Origin of the sequence: Cellulomonas fimi ATCC 484 (assembly GCF_000212695.1) — a bacterium.
In the GTDB taxonomy this organism is placed as follows: Bacteria; Actinomycetota; Actinomycetes; order Actinomycetales; family Cellulomonadaceae; genus Cellulomonas; species Cellulomonas fimi.
Window position 1 is genome coordinate 2079773 of sequence record NC_015514.1, and the last position, 16813, is coordinate 2096585.

Annotated in this window: 15 protein-coding genes; 10 read left to right on the top strand and 5 right to left on the bottom strand. The window is 75.3% G+C overall.

All coding sequences use genetic code 11. From position 1 onward, the window contains the following. Nucleotides 1-445: 445 nt before the first annotated feature. Genes CELF_RS09505 through der form a run of 5 tightly spaced genes read left to right on the top strand, consistent with a single transcriptional unit; the run spans nt 446 to nt 5220 of the window. Nucleotides 446-1192 (top strand): pseudouridine synthase, encoded by a 747-nt coding sequence (locus CELF_RS09505; RefSeq protein WP_013771036.1) that lies wholly within the window; start codon nt 446-448, stop codon nt 1190-1192. Continuing rightward, a complete protein-coding gene (locus tag CELF_RS09510) occupies nt 1189-2298 on the top strand; it encodes a prephenate dehydrogenase (RefSeq protein ID WP_013771037.1) in 1110 nt (369 codons plus the stop codon). Before CELF_RS09505 ends, CELF_RS09510 begins: the two co-directional genes overlap by 4 nt. Continuing rightward, on the top strand, nt 2280-3008 hold the full coding sequence (cmk, locus tag CELF_RS09515) for a (d)CMP kinase (protein ID WP_013771038.1): 729 nt from the start codon (nt 2280-2282) through the stop codon (nt 3006-3008). The genes CELF_RS09510 and cmk overlap by 19 nt, the downstream gene beginning before the upstream one ends. Before the next feature lie 4 nt (nt 3009-3012). Further along, nucleotides 3013-3705 (top strand): lysophospholipid acyltransferase family protein, encoded by a 693-nt coding sequence (locus tag CELF_RS09520; protein WP_013771039.1) that lies wholly within the window; start codon nt 3013-3015, stop codon nt 3703-3705. 39 nt (nt 3706-3744) lie between these two features. Further along, the gene (gene der / locus CELF_RS09525) at nt 3745-5220 is read left to right on the top strand and encodes a ribosome biogenesis GTPase Der (protein ID WP_013771040.1); all 1476 of its coding nucleotides are present in this window, start codon (nt 3745-3747) and stop codon (nt 5218-5220) included. Nucleotides 5221-5286: 66 nt separating this feature from the next. On the opposite strand, the gene CELF_RS09530 is transcribed toward der, so the two are convergent. Then, nucleotides 5287-7200 (bottom strand): DUF4914 family protein, encoded by a 1914-nt coding sequence (locus CELF_RS09530; protein WP_013771041.1) that lies wholly within the window; start codon nt 7198-7200, stop codon nt 5287-5289. A gap of 129 nt (nt 7201-7329) precedes the next feature. Further along, nucleotides 7330-10467, bottom strand: a complete 3138-nt coding sequence (locus CELF_RS09535) for a beta-phosphoglucomutase family hydrolase (RefSeq protein WP_013771042.1) — start codon at nt 10465-10467, stop codon at nt 7330-7332. A gap of 201 nt (nt 10468-10668) precedes the next feature. Here CELF_RS09535 and CELF_RS09540 point away from each other — a divergent pair, with 201 nt between their 5' ends. Then, nucleotides 10669-11280: a DUF2231 domain-containing protein gene (locus tag CELF_RS09540; RefSeq protein ID WP_013771043.1), complete on the top strand. Its 612-nt coding sequence runs from the start codon at nt 10669-10671 to the stop codon at nt 11278-11280. A 104-nt stretch (nt 11281-11384) separates the two neighbouring features. Continuing rightward, nucleotides 11385-11657 carry a DUF1876 domain-containing protein gene (locus CELF_RS09545; protein ID WP_013771044.1) on the top strand — a complete coding sequence of 91 codons (273 nt, stop codon included), beginning with the start codon at nt 11385-11387 and terminating at the stop codon, nt 11655-11657. Between the two features lie 180 nt (nt 11658-11837). Here CELF_RS09545 and CELF_RS09550 read toward each other — a convergent pair whose 3' ends face one another. Both CELF_RS09550 and CELF_RS09555 read right to left on the bottom strand, forming a co-directional pair. Beyond that, nucleotides 11838-12920: a sensor histidine kinase gene (locus tag CELF_RS09550; RefSeq protein WP_013771045.1), complete on the bottom strand. Its 1083-nt coding sequence runs from the start codon at nt 12918-12920 to the stop codon at nt 11838-11840. Beyond that, nucleotides 12913-13608: a response regulator transcription factor gene (locus tag CELF_RS09555; protein WP_041553420.1), complete on the bottom strand. Its 696-nt coding sequence runs from the start codon at nt 13606-13608 to the stop codon at nt 12913-12915. The genes CELF_RS09550 and CELF_RS09555 overlap by 8 nt, the downstream gene beginning before the upstream one ends. A gap of 86 nt (nt 13609-13694) precedes the next feature. On the opposite strand from CELF_RS09555, the gene CELF_RS09560 reads away from it, so the two are divergent. Both CELF_RS09560 and CELF_RS19495 read left to right on the top strand, forming a co-directional pair. After that, a complete protein-coding gene (locus tag CELF_RS09560; protein WP_013771047.1) occupies nt 13695-14396 on the top strand; it encodes a M15 family metallopeptidase in 702 nt (233 codons plus the stop codon). After that, nucleotides 14393-15022, top strand: coding sequence for a VanZ family protein (locus CELF_RS19495; protein ID WP_013771048.1), 630 nt, complete (start codon nt 14393-14395; stop codon nt 15020-15022). Before CELF_RS09560 ends, CELF_RS19495 begins: the two co-directional genes overlap by 4 nt. 9 nt (nt 15023-15031) lie before the next feature. On the opposite strand, the gene CELF_RS09570 is transcribed toward CELF_RS19495, so the two are convergent. Then, a complete protein-coding gene (locus tag CELF_RS09570; RefSeq protein WP_013771049.1) occupies nt 15032-15580 on the bottom strand; it encodes a DUF1269 domain-containing protein in 549 nt (182 codons plus the stop codon). Between the two features lie 158 nt (nt 15581-15738). Between CELF_RS09570 and CELF_RS09575 the strand changes: the two genes are divergently transcribed. Further along, nucleotides 15739-16812: a hypothetical protein gene (locus tag CELF_RS09575; protein WP_041553422.1), complete on the top strand. Its 1074-nt coding sequence runs from the start codon at nt 15739-15741 to the stop codon at nt 16810-16812. Nucleotide 16813: the final 1 nt, after the last annotated feature.

Genomic DNA, 16813 nt, shown 5'->3' on the forward strand with positions numbered 1-16813 from the left:
CCGCGGCGGGGCGTCGCGTGACGGTGGCGCGCGCGGCGGTGGCGCGCGTGACGGTGGTCGCGGCGGACCGGACCGTGACGCGTCCGGGCGCGGTGGTCCGGCGCGTGGTGCGTCGGGACGCGGTGGTGCGGGGCGTGGTGCCGGGCAGTGGGGCGGTCCCGCACGTGAGGGCGCGGGGCGCGACGGTGCAGGGCGCGACGGTGCGGGGCGTGACCGTGCACCTCGCGAGGGAGCGTCCCGCGAGGGTGCGCCCCGCGAGGGTGCGTGGCGCGACGAGGCGTCCCGTGGGCGGGCGGCTCGCGGGGGTGCCGGGCGGCCGACGGCCGGCGGTGGGCGTCCGACGGGCGGGTCGACCGGTCGGCCGGGCCGCGGCGGTGCGGGCGTCGGACGCCCGTCGCGTGCGCCGCAGCGCCCGGCACGTCCGCGCCGGGTGCCGGAGCCCGAGGTGACGATCGACGTGCACGACCCGGACGGCGTGCGGCTGCAGAAGGTGCTCGCGTCGGCGGGGCTCGGGTCGCGCCGTGCGTGCGAGGAGCTCATCGCGACCGGCCGGGTGACGGTCGACGGGTCGACGGTCCGGGAGCTGGGTGTGCGGGTCGACCCGCTGACGGCGGTGATCCACGTCGACGGGATGCGGGTGCAGCTCGACTCGTCCGTCGTGACCCTCGCGCTGAACAAGCCGAAGGGGGTCGTGTCGACGATGCACGACCCGGAGGGGCGACCGTCGGTCGCGCAGTTCGTCGCGGACCGCTCGGAGCGCCTGTTCCACGTCGGGCGCCTGGACTCCGAGACGGAGGGTCTGCTGCTCCTCACGAACGACGGCGAGCTGGCCAACCGGCTGTCGCACCCGTCGCACGGCGTCGCGAAGACGTACCTCGCGCACGTCGAGGGCCGCGTCGCGGGCTCGCTCGCGGGCAGGCTGGCGCGCGGGGTCGAGCTCGAGGACGGCGTGGTGACCGTGGACCGGTTCCAGGTCGTGCAGACGACGCCGCAGGCGAGCCTCGTCGAGGTCGTGCTGCACGAGGGTCGCAACCGGGTGGTGCGCCGCCTCCTGGAGGAGGTCGGGCACCCGGTCACGCGCCTGGTCCGCACGCAGATCGGGCCGATCCGCCTGGGCGACCTGAAGCCCGGGCGCACGCGCGTGCTGTCGAAGACGGAGGTCGGCTCGCTCATGACGCAGGTGGGCATGTGAACGTCGCCACCGTGGGTCCGGTCCGGGTCGTCGGCACGGGGCTGCTCGGCACGTCCGTCGGGCTGGGCCTGGCGACGCGCGGCGTGGACGTCCTGCTGCACGACCCGTCGCGGACCGCGGTGGCCCTCGCCCGGGACGTGGGTGCGGGGCGGCCCGCGTCGGCGGACGACCCCGAGCCTGCTCTCGTCGTGGTCGCCGCCCCTCCGGACGTGACGGCGGACGTGGTCCGCGCGGAGCTCGCGGCCCACCCGCGGGCGGTGGTGACCGACGTGGCGAGCGTCAAGGGGTACGTGCTGGCGGAGCTGCGGGCGTCGGGGGCGGACCTGACCCGGTACGTCGGCTCGCACCCCATGGCGGGGCGCGAGCGGTCGGGCCCCGCGGCCGCCGTGCCGGACCTGTTCCTGGGGCGTCCGTGGGTCATCGCCGACTCGGGGGTCTCCCGCCCGGACGCGCTGCTCGCGGTGCGCTCGCTCGCGGTGGACCTGGGCGCCGTCCCGGTGCCGATGGACGCGGACGCGCACGACGCGGCGGTGGCCGCGGTGTCGCACGTGCCCCAGGTCGCCGCGAGCCTCGTCGCGTCGCGCCTGCGGGACGTGGACGACGCCGCGCTCGGGCTCGCGGGGCAGGGGCTGCGCGACGTGACCCGGCTCGCGGCGTCCGACCCGGCGCTGTGGACGTCGATCCTCGCCGCGAACGCGGCCGCGGTGCGCGACGTGCTGGTCGGGCTGCGGGGCGATCTCGACGCGGTGATCCGGGCGCTCGACGGCGCCGCCGCGGCGACCGGGCCGGAGGACGTCGAGGTGGGGGCGCTGTCGACGATCGCGCAGACCATCGCGGACGGGAACGCCGGTGTCGCGCGCGTCCCCGGCAAGCACGGTGGCGCCCGGCGTGAGTACGTGGTCGTCACGGTGCTCGTCCCGGACGCGCCCGGTGAGCTCGCGCGCCTGCTCACGGACGTGGGCGACGCGGGCGTGAACCTGGAGGACCTGCACCTGGAGCACGCCGCGGGCCGCCCGGTCGGCATGGCGGCGATCGCGGTGCTGCCCGGTGCGGTCGCGCACCTCGAGGCGGAGCTGACGCTCCGCGGATGGAGACTGGTGAGTTGAGCGAGATCCCGACGCCTCTCGTGGTGGCGGTCGACGGGCCGTCCGGGTCCGGCAAGTCGAGCGTGTCGCGCGCGGTCGCGCGCGACCTGGGGCTGGCCTACCTGGACACGGGAGCGATGTACCGGGCGGCGACGTGGTGGTGCCTGGACCAGGGGCTGCCGCTGACGGACACGGCCGCCGTCGCGGACGCGGTGCGGGCCCTGCCGCTCGTCATGGGTGTCGACCCGGACGACCCGACCGTCGTGGTGGGCGGCACGGACGTGACGGCCGCGATCCGCGAGACGGCGATCTCGGCGGCCGTGAGCGCGGTCGCGACGAACCTCGACGCGCGGGCCGAGCTGGGGCGCCTGCAGCGTGCCGCGATCAAGGCGGAGCGGGAGCCGGGCGGCTTCTCGCAGGGCCGGGGGATCGTCGCGGAGGGTCGCGACATCACGACGGTCGTCGCGCCCGACGCGGACGTGCGGGTGCTGCTCACGGCCAGCGAGGAGGCGCGCCTGTCGCGCCGGGCGCTCGACGTGCACGGCACCGCCGACGCGTCCGCCGTCGAGGCGACCCGTGACCAGGTGCTGCGCCGCGACGCGGACGACTCGACGGTCGTGCAGTTCCACACCGCCGCCGACGGCGTCGTCACGATCGACTCCTCGCACCTGGGGTTCGACGAGACGGTCGAGGCGGTGCTCGCGGTCGTCTCGGCCGCCACCCGGGCGTGACCCCGTGACCCGGGCGGACGGCCCCCGCGTCCCCTCGCCGGCGGGCCCCGCATGGTCACGCTGGCTCGGCCGGCTCCTCGCGCACGGCGTGTGGGCGACCCAGGTGACGGGCGCGCACCACGTCCCGCGGACGGGGCCCGTGCTGCTGGCGGCGAACCACACCGGCCTCGTCGACGGGCCCCTGCTCGCGGGGGTCGCGCCGCGGCCGACGCACATCCTCGTCAAGGAGGAGATGTTCACCGGCCCGGTCGGACTGGTGCTGCGCGCGGCCGGGCAGATCCCGGTGGACCGCGACGGCGGCCGCACCGCCCTGACGGTCGCGCTCGGCGTCCTGCGCCGCGGCGGGGTCGTCGGGATCTTCCCGGAGGGCAACCGGGGACGCGGCGACGCGGCGAGCGCCCGCGCGGGGATCGCGTGGCTCGCGCTCAACGGGCACGCGCCCGTGGTCCCGGTCGCGCTGCTCGGGACGCGGCGCACGGGGGAGTCCGTCGGGCACGTGCCGGGGCTGCGGCGCCCGCTCGTCGCCGAGTTCGGCCCGCCGGTCGTCGTCGAGCGTGCCCCCGGGACGTCCGGGCGTGCCGCGCTCGTCGACGCCAACGAGGCCGTCCGGGCCGCGCTGTCCGACGTCGTCGCACGCGCCGTGGCACGCACCGGTCTCGTGCTGCCGACGGACGACCCGAACCGCGAACGCGCCTGACGTCACCGCCGGGCCCGGCGACGGGGGACAATGGGTGGCATGACGGAGACCGACCCCGCCCTGGTGCTGCCCGACGAGGCCGGCGACGCCGAACGTGAGCGGGCGCTGCGCGCCGGGCTCGCGGAGTACGCGCTGGAGGACGACGACCTCGCGCTGCTCGACGGCCTGGACGACGGCGAGGACGGCGACGGCGAGGCGGGCGCGCTGCCGGTGCTCGCGGTCGTCGGCCGGCCGAACGTGGGCAAGTCGACGCTGGTGAACCGGATCCTGGGCCGCCGTGAGGCGGTCGTGGAGGACATGCCGGGGGTGACGCGCGACCGGGTGAGCTACCCGGCGGAGTGGGCAGGCCGGCGGTTCACGCTCGTGGACACGGGCGGCTGGGAGGTCGACGTCGCGGGGATCGACGCGCGCGTCGCCGAGCAGGCGGAGGTCGCGATCGCGCTGGCGGACGCGGTGCTGTTCGTCGTCGACGCGACGGTCGGGGCGACGGACACGGACGAGCAGGTCGTGCGGCTGCTGCGCCGGTCGGGCAAGCCGGTCGTGCTGTGCGCGAACAAGGTCGACGGGCCCGCGGTCGAGGCGGACGCGGCGGCGCTGTGGGCGCTCGGGCTCGGGGAGCCGCACCCGGTCTCCGCGCTGCACGGGCGTGGCACGGGTGACCTGCTGGAGGCCGCGGTCGACGCGTTGCCGGAGGTGTCGGCGCACGCGAAGCCGGTGCCGGACGGTCCGCGGCGGGTGGCGCTCGTGGGGCGCCCCAACGTCGGCAAGTCGTCGCTGCTGAACAAGGTGCTGGGCGCGGAGCGGGTCGTCGTCGACGCGGTCGCGGGCACGACGCGTGACCCCGTGGACGAGCTCGTGCTGCTCAAGGGTGAGCCGTGGGTGTTCGTCGACACGGCGGGCATCCGGCGGCGCGTGCACCAGACGTCCGGTCCGGACTTCTACGCGTCGCTGCGCACGCAGGCGGCGATCGAGAAGGCGGAGGTCGCGGTCGTGCTGGTCGACGCCTCGGCGCCGCTGACGGAGCAGGACACGCGCGTCATCTCGCAGGTCGTGGACGCGGGGCGGGCGCTGGTGGTCGCGTACAACAAGTGGGACCTCATGGACGAGGACCGCCGCCCGTACCTGGAGCGGGAGATCGAGAAGGACCTCGTGCAGGTGCAGTGGGCCCCGCGCGTGAACATCTCGGCGCGCACGGGCTGGCACACGGACCGGCTGGTGCCGGCGCTGCAGCGGTCGCTGGAGTCGTGGGACACGCGCATCTCGACGGGTCGCCTGAACGCGTTCCTGGGGGAGCTGGTCGCGGCGCACCCGCACCCGCTGCGCGGCGGCAAGCAGCCGCGGATCCTGTTCGCGACGCAGGCCTCGACGCGTCCGCCGCGGTTCGTGGTGTTCACGACGGGCTTCCTGGACCCGGGGTACCGCCGGTACATCGAGCGTCGTCTGCGCGAGACGTTCGGGTTCGAGGGGTCGCCGATCTCGATCTCGGTGCGGGTGCGCGAGAAGCGCAAGCGCTGAACGACGACGCGGGGGCGGGCCGGCGGGTGTGCCGGCCCGCCCCCGCGTGCGTCGGGCGGTGCGGGGTCAGGCGTTCGTCGGGGTGAGCGACTCGAAGTCCTGGACGGTGCCGCCCGCGAGGACGGTCTCGATGATGCGCCGGCCGAGCGGGTCGAGGTCGTCGCCGAGGAACTGCTGCAGCTCGGAGCGGAAGAACGCGGTGAGGATCGCGGCGCCATGGTCGTAGGCGTCCTCGCCGACCTGCGACTGCAGCTCGGGCTGCAGGTAGGACGGGCGGATCGTCTGGCCGTCGATGCGCATCTCGCGCGGCGTCCAGCCGAACAGGGCGCACCGCGCGGGGACGAGCGCCTCGGGGCGGATGCGGGACGTGCCGCGGCGGGCGAGGTACTCGCGGGTGAGCCACTCCGCGGCGAAGCCCACGTGGTAGGACCCGATGTGCTGGTTGGGCGTCAGCACGTAGCGGGTCCGCGGGGCGGCGACGATCTGGCGCAGGAGCAGGTTCGCGGCGGCGATCTTCGTGCCGGTGGAGAACGGCCAGTACGACCCGACGCCCTCGGCGACGAGGCCGCCGTGGGCGAGCTTCTCGGTGTCGGCGACGGACTCCCCGATCGACGGGTTCTTGTCGCCGCGCGGGGCGACGAGCCGCCACACCCACGCGAGCGACGGGGGGACGAGGTGCATGAGCCCCATGACGCCGTACGTGGGCGTCTGCCGCGTGCAGGCGGGCATGCGCACGCCGAACGTGCGGACGTCGACGGGCTCGGGCACGTCGACGACGTGCCGGAACTGCGAGCGCGCGACGACGACGCGCGGGTTCGGGCACCGCTTGCCGTTGGAGTCGAGCGTGTGCTCCCACGGGAGCAGGGTCGCGTCGGGCAGCCCGCGCATGTTGTAGAACACGAGCGGCTGGTCGGGGTGGATGACGGCGCGCTCCAGCGTGGCGTCCTGCCCGTACTCGGTGAGGTTGTCGACACGGACGAACCAGCCGGCCTCGGCGTCGGTGACCACGAGGCGGCCGTCGGTGCCCTGGATCGCGGGGTGGCACAGCGTCATGTCGTCGGTCACGGGGGCGAGCGCGGACGACTCCGCGAGGGTGATCGTGTCCGTGGTGCCTGTGACGACGTTGGTGCCGAGCAGGATGCGGCCGTCGTCGAGGCGCCGGAACTCCTGGCACATCTCGGACTTGCCGCCGCCGCTGGCGCCCTCGTGCATGACGACGGTCTCGTTCTCGTACGGGGTGGTGACGCGCACCGACGACGCGTGCGCGGTGAGCCAGCCCTCCTGCTCGCCGATGTCGAGCAGCACCGAGAAGATGCCCTTCTTCGCCGACGGCCCGGGGTACAGGTTGTACGCGAAGACCTCGTGCAGCGAGGCGGACCGGTCGTGCACGACGACCTGGCGGCCGTCGAAGTGGGTGTGCCGGAACGGCGGTGCGACGTAGACGATCGAGCGGGGCGTGAACGGGCCGAGCTCGTCGAACGTCGTCCAGCCCTGCAGGTCCACGAGCGTGAGCGCGAAGAACGCGGCGTTGGCGGGGACGATCGCGAGCGACGGGTAGCCGTGCGTGGGGCCGCCCGCGCGGAACGGCACGACGACGATGCGCTGCCCGGCGAGCCAGTCGAGGGTCTCGGCCTTGACGGGGGCGAACTCGGCCCCGAAGACGTCGCGGTAGCGCGGCTTGTCGGTGGGCAGGTCGTCGGCGATGCGCATGCAGTCCGGGTCGCGCCGGCGCATGTAGTCCTCGGGGTAGTTCACGGCGAGGCCGTTCGCGCAGCGCACGACGTCGGCCTCCTTCACGGGCTCGCCGTGCACGTCGTACACGACGTCGAACACGGGTCCGCCGTCGGGGCCGAGCGCGAGGGCGTACAGCTCGTCGCGGGTCGCGGGCACGATCACGTCCGCGGACTCGAGGACCTCGCGGACCGCGGCCGGGAGCCCGAGCGTCCGCAAGGCGCTGGGCGTGGTCAGGTCGACTGTCATGGTGGCTCCCGTCGCGCGCGTCGGCACCGGCTGCATTGCCCGGTCTTGACGGGGAGACTACGAACGACGGACGCAATCGTGGGAGGACCTTTGGTCCTGTTGTGAGGCTGCGGACCGCTCCGGGGCAGGTCAGTCGCGCGTGCGGTACTCGCCCGGGAAGCTCACGGGCGCGTCGACGGACACCGTGAACCGCTCACCCCGGTGCCGTGCCGTGACCGGCTCGCCGCTGCGCAGCCGGTACGTCACCTCGTGCTCGCGCACGTCGACCTCCAGCACCGAGCCGCGCAGCGTGAGGGGGAAGCACAGGCGACGCACGCGCGTGGGGAGCATCGGCGAGAACTCGGTACCCCGCCACCGGTACCCGGCGAAGCCCTGCACGAGCGCCATCCACAGGCCCGCGGCCGACGCGGCGTGCACGCCGTCACGCAGGTTGCCCGCGCGGTCCGCCAGGTCGATCGCGGCGGCGTCGACGAGGTACTCCTCGGCGGTGCGGAACTTGCCCACGTCCGCCGCGGCGATCGCCTGCACGCACTCCGACAGCGACGAGTCGCCCGTCGTGAGCGGGTCGTAGTGCGAGAAGATGCGGCGACGCTCGGCCGGCGTGAACCGGTCGGGCAGCATCACGGTCGCGAGCACCACGTCGGCCTGCTTGATGACCTGGTGGCGGTAGATCACCAGCGGGTGGAAGTGCAGCAGCAGCGGGTAGGACTCGGCGGGCGTGCCTGCGAAGTCCCACGGCGCCAGGTCCATGAACCCGTCGTCCTGCAGGTGCACGCCCGCCTTCTCGTCAAACGGCACGTACATGAGCTCGGCGGCACGGCGCCACGTCGCCGGCTCGTCGTCGGACACCCCGAGCCGCGCCACGAGCTCGCCGTGCTCGCGGGGGTGCTGCTCAGCCATCCACGCGAGCGTGTCCGCCGCGGCGCGCAGGTTCTCCGCGGCCATGAGGTTCGTGTACAGGTTGTTGTCCACGACCGTCGAGTACTCGTCCGGGCCCGTGACCTTGAGGATGATGAACTTCCCCTCGTGCCGGTCGGAGAAGAACCCGAGCGCCGCCCACATGCGCGCCGTCTCGACGAGCAGCTCGGCACCGTGCCGCACCATGAGGTCCTCGTCGCCCGTGACCGTCACGTACTGCACCAGCGCGTACGCGACGTCCGCGTCGATGTGGAACTGCGCGGTGCCCGCCGCGTAGTACGCCGACGCCTCCTCGCCGTTGATCGTGCGCCACGGGAACAGCGCGCCCTTGCACCCGACCTCCGCCGCCCGGCGCCGCGCCGCCGGGAGCATCCGCACCCGGTGCATGAGCAGGCTGCGCGCGACGCGCGGCGAGGTGTGGACGAGGAACGGCAGCAGGTACGCCTCGGTGTCCCAGAAGTAGTGGCCCTCGTACCCCGTGCCCGTCAGGCCCTTCGACGGCACCCCGTGGCCCTCGCTGCGCAGCGTGGCCTGCAGCAGCGCGAACTGGTTGAAGTGCACCGCCTGCTGCGCCGCCGACGCACCCTCGAGCGCCACCTCGCTGCGCTCCCAGAACCGCTCGACCTCGCGCTCGTGCGCGGCACGGACCGCGGCCAGGCCCGCGTCGCGGGCACGGTGGATCGTCATGCCCGCCCGGTTCATCAGGTCGGCCGTCTCGTCGCGGCCGTGGTGGTACGCGAGCCACTTCGTCAGACCGACAGGCTCGCCGACGCGCGTCTCGACGTCGTAGACGACGCGTGCCCGCTGCGCGTCGACGCGCGTGCCGACGTGCGTCATCCCGGGGTCGACGTCGTGGTCCATCGCGACACCCACGGTCAGGCCCGAGCGGGTCGTCGAGTACGCGCGCACGACGCGCGAGCCGTCCGTGCGGTCCGGGCCCGCGCGCATCGCACCCACCAGTCGGCGGCTCTGCCGGGGGTCGATCCCGGGCGTGTCCGACGTGTCGTCGTCGACGGGCGCCACGAGCTCGGACGACAGGACGACCCGCGCGGGCGCGTCCAGCGCCGTGATCTCGTACCGGATCACCGCGAGGTGCCGCTGCGCGAGGGACACCATCCGTTCGCTGCGCAGCCGGAACCGGCGCCCGTCGACGAGCTGCAGCACGACCGTGCGGCCCAGCACGCCGCGCCGCATGTCGAGCACCCGCTCGAACTCCAGCACCTCGGTGTTCTCGCACGTCACGGGCTCCTCGCCGACGTGCAGCCGGATCGCGGTCCCGTCGGGCACCGGCAGGATCGTCTGCCCCGTCGTCGCGAAGCCGTGGGCGTGCTCGGGGTAGCTGATCGGCCACGTCTCGTGGAAGCCGTTGAGCAGCGTCGCGGGGCGCCCCGCCGGTGCGCCCTCGTCGAACGCACCGCGGATGCCGAGGTACCCGTTCGCGAGCGCGAACAGCGTCTCCGTCTGCTCGACCGTGGCGGGGTGCACCCCGTGCTCGACCATCCGCCACGGATCCGGCGGCACGTCGGTCGACGCGGCCATGATGCGGCGCGCGGCGTCGCGCAGGCGGTGCCCGCGGGGCCCCGCACGGTGCACGACCTCGTCGGGGTCGGCCAGCAGGTCCGCGAGGTCCGCGACCACCACGTCCGCGCCGTGCTCCGCGAGCGCCTGCGCGTGCCGGTCCCGGTCGACCCCGACGACGAGCCCGAAGCCGCCCGCGCGGCCCGCCTCGACGCCCGCGAGGGCGTCCTCGACGACGACCGCCCGCCGCGGGTCGACGCCGACGCGGCGCGCGCCCTCGAGGAACGCGTCGGGCGCGGGCTTGCCGGGCAGCCCGAGCTCGAGGATCGTCTCGCCGTCGACCCGCGCGTCGAAGAGGTTCGCGATGCCCGCACGCTCCAGCACGGCCGCGCAGTTGCGGCTGCTGGACACGACCGCGGTGCGCAAGCCAGCCTCGCGGACCTCGCGCAGCCACGCGACCGAGCCGGGGAAGGCCTCGACGCCGCTGCGCTCGAGCTCCTCCTCGACGAGCAGCTGCTTGCGGTTGCCCAGCCCCCAGTCGGAGTCCTCCTGCGGCGGCGATCCGGGCGAGCCCGGCGGCAGGGTGATGCCGCGTGAGGCGAGGAACGCGTGCACGCCCTCCTCACGGGTGCGGCCGTCGACGTGCGCGGCGTAGTCGACGCGGTCGTCGAACAGGGGGGTGGTCGTACCGTGCGTCGCGTCCCAGTCGGCGAGGAACGCGTCGAACGTGCGCTTCCACGCGGCGGCGTGGACGGTGCGGGTCGTGGTCAGGACGCCGTCCAGGTCGAACAGGACCGCGTCGAAGTCGTTCAGGGCGACGGGCGACGGCATCGTGACCTCCGCGTGGAGGCCTCCCGCCCTCGTCGGCGGACGTGCACGCGACCTCGACGCCCTGATCGTCGTCCCCGCACGTGAGCCACGTCAACGGGCGCCTCGGTCGTGCCCGGCCGTGCGGCACCGGCAGGTTCTTGCGATGCTCGATGCGGTGCAGCAGCCGCCGCCGTCGTCGTCGTCGATCCCGGGAGCGTCCCCGTGTCCCACACCGACCGTCCTGCCCCGTTGCGCTGGACCCACGCGCTCGAGGCGACCGACCGTCTCGACCCCGTCGTGGCGAGGTTGCGGCCCCTGGCCGACCGGCTCCTCGAGGACCCGTCACGGCGTGCGCTGCTGCACGGTGCGCCGATCGGCCACGCGCTGCACCCCCTCATGACGGACCTGCCCCTCGGCCTGTGGATGTCGAGCACCACGCTCGACCTCCTCGGTGGGCCGCGCGCCACCCGCGCCGCCGACCGGCTGCTCGGGCTCGGCGTCCTCGCGTCGGCGCCGACCGCGGTGACGGGCCTGGCCGACTGGGCGCTGGGGGACCGGCGCGTGCAGCGTGTCGGGTCCGCGCACGCGCTGCTCAACGTCGCGGCGGCGGCGCTGTACGGGGTGTCGTGGCTGCAGCGCCGACGTGGCGCGCGCGTGCGCGGCATCGCGACCAGCCTCGTCGCGGGCGTGGTCGTGACCGCGTCGGGCTACCTGGGCGGGCACCTGTCGGTCGCGCTGAAGTCCCCGCCGCCGCAGGCCGCCGACCCGGACGCGCCGGACGTCGTCGTGGACGCCGGCCCGGACGTGCCCGGCGTCGACCCGACGGGGTCCTGACCTCCCCGTCGGGGACGTTCGTCCCTGTCGCCGCGCCTCGTACGGGCGGAGCGTCGAGGTGTCGGGACGTGTCCCGTCGCCCCGGCACGAGAGGGGGGAGCGACATGATCAGCACCTGGCACGCCACCGTCCACGTGTTCGACGCGGACGACGTGCACCGCACGACGACGGCCCACGCCATCCTCACGACCGCGGCCGGGACGACGCTGCTCGGCACCGGGCGCGCGCGCCGACGGCCGAGCGACACCGACGTCCCCGAGATCGGCGGCGAGCTCGCCGTCGCGCGGGCGCTGCGGTCGCTCGCCGACCAGCTGCTCGAGGCCACGTCCGGCGACATCGCGGCGATCGAGCACCACCCGGTGCACGTGCCGGCCTGACGCGGCGGGGGAGGTGCTCGGCATGCGCGCCGACGGCCCCGTCGTCATCGCGCTGGACGGCTCGACGCACAGCCGGCGCACGCTCGACCAGGGCGTCGACGAGGCGGTGCGTCGGGGTGCGCCCCGCGGGGCGTCCGGGGCCGCAGCGCCACCCCGACCCGGACCCGGCGGGCCGCGGCGTCATCCCGACCCGGACCCGGGGGTCTCCAGCGTCACCTCGACCCGGAGGCCGCCGCCGGCGCGAGGGGCGAGCGCAAGCGTGCCGTCGTGCGCACGGGCGATGCTCTGCACGATCGCGAGCCCCAGCCCGACGCCCGCGTGGTGGTCCCCGCGGACCCGTGCCCCACCGCGCTGGAACGGCTCGGCCAGCGTCGCCACCACGGCGGGGGACAGCGGGGCACCCGTGCTCTCGACCGTGAGGAACGCCGAGCCGGGGCGCGTGCCGGTCGTGACGAGCACGCTGCCCCCGTGGGGCAGGTTGTGCACGATCGCGTTGTGCACCAGGTTCGCCGTCAGCTGGCGCAGCAGCGCGGGGGAGCCGGACGTCGGTGCGGCGTCACCGGCGGCGCCCAGCGTCACGCCGCGGGCCTCGGCGAGCGGCAGCAGCGTCTCCACGGCGTCCTCCGCGAGCAGCGACAGGTCCACCGGCTCCCGCGTGAACGCGCGCGCGTCCGCACGGCTCAGCACGAGCAGCGCCTCGGTCAGGTCGATCGCGCGGGCGTTGACGGCGTGCAGGCGGTCCAGCACCTCGCGGGTGTCGGCGTCCGGGTCGCTGCGCGCCACGTCGAGGAGGGCCTGCGTGACCGCCAGCGGGGTGCGCAGCTCGTGCGACGCGTTCGCCGCGAACCGCTGCTGCTCCGCGACGTGCTCCTCGATCCGACCCACCATCGCGTCGAACGCGTCCGCGAGGTCCCGCAGCTCGTCGCGGCGACCCGGCAGGGCGATCCGATGACCCCACGACCCCGCCGCGACCGCCGTGGTCGCCGCGGTGATCCGGGCCAGCGGCGCGAGCATCCGGCCCGCGAGCAGCCAGCCGCCGACGAGCCCGACGAGCAGCAGGAACGTCAGGACGACCGCCGACGCGGGCAGGAACTCCTGCATCAGCAGCGGGTGCGAGGGCGCGAACCGGCCGATCGCCCGCAACCCGGGGACCCGGATGAACAGCCAGACGAGCGCGAGCATGAACGCGCCCGTCAGGACGAGGAACCCGGCGTAGCTCAGCGTGAGCTGGAGCCGCACGCTCAGGCCGGGCCGCCTATCCATGGCCCGCGCCGTCGGGTCCCGGGGCCGGGCCCGTGTCGACCCGGTACCCGACCCCGGGCACCGTGACGATGACCCCCGGCTCACCGAGACGGCGCCGGAGCGACGAGACCGTGATGCGTACCGCGTTGGTGAACGGGTCCGCGTTCTCGTCCCACGCGCGCTCCAGCAGCTCCTCCGCGCTGACGACTCCACCCTCCGCGGCGACGAGCACCTCGAGCACCGCGAACTGCTTGCGCGTGAGCGGCACGTACCGGCCGTCGCGGTGCACCTCCCGCCGGAACGGGTCGACGCGCAGGCCCGCGACCTCCCGCACCGGCGGGCGGTGGTGGGCGCGGCGACGGTCGAGCGCGCGCAGCCGCAGCACGAGCTCACGCATCTCGAAGGGCTTCGTCAGGTAGTCGTCCGCCCCCAGCTCGAAGCCGGACGCCTTGTCGTCGAGCCGGTCCGCGGCGGTGAGCAGGAGGATCGGCAGGCCGGTGCCGCCCGCCACGATGCGACGCGCCACCTCGTCGCCCGACACGCCCGGCACGTCGCGGTCGAGCACCGCGACGTCGTAGGAGTGCACGCCCAGCAGCTCGAGCGCCGCCTCCCCGTCGGGTGCGACGTCCGCGGCGATCGCCGCGAGCCGCAGCCCGTCCCGCACCGCGTCGGCCAGGTAGGGCTCGTCCTCGACGATCAGCACACGCACGGCTCGATGCTAGGAGCGCACATGTATCGCGGGGATATCGAGATCTGCAGACGTTCCCGCAACACCCGCTCGCGTTCGCTGGGCCCATGCAACCCACACCGACACCCGCACCGACACCCGCACCGTCGTCACGGACGCGCGTCCCCGTCCTGGCCGTCGTCGCGACCGTCGTGCTCGGCACGGTCGTCGGCCTCCTCGGCGACCGGCCCGTCCCGCCCGTGCCGAGCGGACGGCACGTCACGCTCGTGCCGGAGGGCCGGACCGCGACCGGTCACCCCGTCGCGCGGCACGGCGCACCGCCGCTCGAGGGCCCCGGGAGCGACACCGGTCGCGTGGCCGCCGCCGACGGCGGGGTGCCGGACGGGGCGACCCCCTTCGACGACGACCTGCCCGCCGTCGCACGGCTCGACGCGGACCTGCGGGCCGTGCTGCGCAGCGCCGCCACGGACGCCCGGCTCGACGGGGTCACGGTCCTCGTCACGAGCGGCTGGCGGTCCGCCGACTACCAGGACCTGCTCCTGCGGGAGGCCGTCGAGCGGTACGGCTCCGCGGCCGAGGCCGCCCGGTGGGTTGCCACGGCCGAGACCTCCCCGCACGTGCAGGGGCTCGCCGTCGACGTCGGCGACGACGCCGCGATCGCCTGGCTCGCCACGCACGGCGCCGCGTACGGGCTCTGCCCGGTCTACGCGAACGAGCCCTGGCACCACGAGCTGCGGCCGCAGGCCGTCACGGACGGCTGCCCCGCCCTGTACCCGGACCCGACCGCCGACCCGCGGATGCGGCGATGAGCGCGACCTCGACGATCCCGGCGGGTGACGACGCGGCGACGCGCACGCCTGCCGGGCGGCCCGGGCGCACCGCCCTGACGGCCCTGCTCGTCGTCTACCTCGCGCTGCTCGTCTGGGTCGTGGTCTGGAAGGTCGAGATGCCGTGGCTCGGGCACCCCGAGCGGCGCACGCTCAAGCTCGTGCCGTTCGTCGCGACCGCCCGCGCAGGTGCGTCGACGGCCTCGGAGGTCGCGGCGAACGTCGCGCTCCTCGTGCCGCTCGGCGTGTACCTGGGCCTGCTGCAGCCGTGGCGCCGCCTGCCGTGGGTGGCCGGCGTCGCGGCAGGGACGAGCCTCGCCCTCGAGGCGGTCCAGTACGCGCTGGCCGTGGGCAGCAGCGACGTCACCGACGTCGTCGCCAACACCGCGGGGGGCCTGGCGGGCGCCGCGGTCGTCCTCGCCGCCCGTCGCCACGGACCCCGGGCGCTGCGCGTCGTGGCACGCGTATGCGCGACGGCGACGCTCGCCGCGGTCGCCTCGTGCGCAGCCTTCGCCGTCTCACCGCTGCAGTACGGCGCGCCCGACGTCGGCCCGGGGACGTCCCCGCCGCGCGAGTCCGCCCCACGGGCCGGCACCCACGGTCCGTGACCGCGGCGGCTAGGCCTCGTCGGTCGACGCCTCGTCGGCGGCCGCCTTGATCTCCTCCGCGTCGGCCTTCGCGATGGCCTTCTCGGCGATCGCGGCCGCCTTGTCGAGCGCCTTGCGCAGCTCGACCGCCGCAGGGTCGGACACGAGCGCGACGATGCCCGAGTGGCCGGGCTGGACGGCGTCGCCGAGCTCGTCGGCCAGCACCTTGCGCCGGTGCAGCTCGACGCCCTTGCCCGTCGCCGCGCCGATCGCGCCGAGGGCTGCGGCCCCGCCGAGCACGGACGGCGGGAAGATCAGGCCGAGCGCGACGCCGCCGACGACGCCCCACCGCAGGCCGCGCCGCGTGCTGTGGTCCGTGGCCTTGAGGATCTCGAGGTCTCCCGCCTCCTCCCGCTTGACGACGATGACGCCGTCCAGCCGGAACGTGCGCCCCTCGGCGCTCTTGAGCGACTCGTACGCCTCCCAGGCGCTGCCGGTGTCGGCGAAGTCCGCCACCACGAGGGCGTAGGCGCCGTCGGATACGGCAGCCAGCTCGACGTCGGTCTCGTGCTCGGTCATGGTGGGCTCCTCCAGCTCGTGGGTGGACCGGTCGTGCCGTGCCGACGCTAGGCGCGGCCGGCGCGCGTCACCTCCCTCGGAGCGGGTGAGCGCGCACCCCGTGCCGGGCGCCGCCGCACGGCACGGGTGCCCCGCCACGAGGCGGCAGGATGAGGGCCATGAGGACGGTGCGGACGGACGGCACGGCCCGGGACGACGCAGCGAGGCCGGCGGTGCACCTCCTGCTGCGGCTCGGCCTGCCCCGCGACCCGCTCGCCACGCGCCACCTCGCCACGTTCCTCGTCGTCACGGCGCTGACGGTGCTGGTCACGCGCGCGCTGCTCGCGGCCGCCGGGTACCCGCAGCTCGGCGGCGGCGGGCTGCACGTCGCGCACGTGCTGTGGGGCGGTCTGCTCATGGCGCTCGCCTTCGTGCTGCTGCTGTCGTTCCTCGGCCCGGTGCTGCGTCCCGTCGGGGCGCTCGTCGGCGGCATCGGGTTCGGCCTGTTCGTCGACGAGGTCGGCAAGTTCGTCACGAGCGACAACGACTACTTCTACGAGCCGACCGCCGCGATCATCTACGCCACCGTGGTCGCGCTCGGGCTCGTCGCCGAGGCGCTGCACGGGCGGCGCCCGCGCGACCCGCGGGAGGCCCTCGCGGGCGCGGTCGACGAGGCCGTCGCCGGTGTCGTCGGCGGCTTCTCCGGCCCCGCCCGCGCCCGCGCGACCGCCCGGCTCGAGGAGGCCGGCGACGTGGCCGGCGCGGCGCAGACCCGCGCCCTGCTGCGCGCCGTCGTCGACGACCACGACGAGATCCCCGACCTGGTCGACGCCGTGGCCCGCGGCACCGTGCGGGTGCTGCACGTGCTCGTCCGCGCGCGGTTCGTGCCGTGGGTCGCCGTCGTGCTCCTCGTGCTGACGTCGGCCGTGAGCGTCACGCGCGGGATCCTCGTGTGGGACGGGCTCGGAGGCCTGTGGTGGGTCGCCGCGGGCGCTGTCGTGAGCGGCCTCGTCGGTGCCGCGTGCGCGGTCGTGGGTCTCGTGCGGGTGCGCCGGGACGCCGTCGGGGGGTACCTGTGGTTCCGCCGGGCGGTCCTGGTGAGCCTGCTCGTCACCCAGTTCTTCCTGTTCCGGCTCTCCGAGTGGGACGCGAGCTGGGGGCTGCTCGTCGACCTGCTCGTCCTCGGGGTCGTGGGCGCCGAGCTCGAGGTGCTGCGCCGCGCACGGGAGCAGGCGCCGGCGCCCGCCGCGTAGG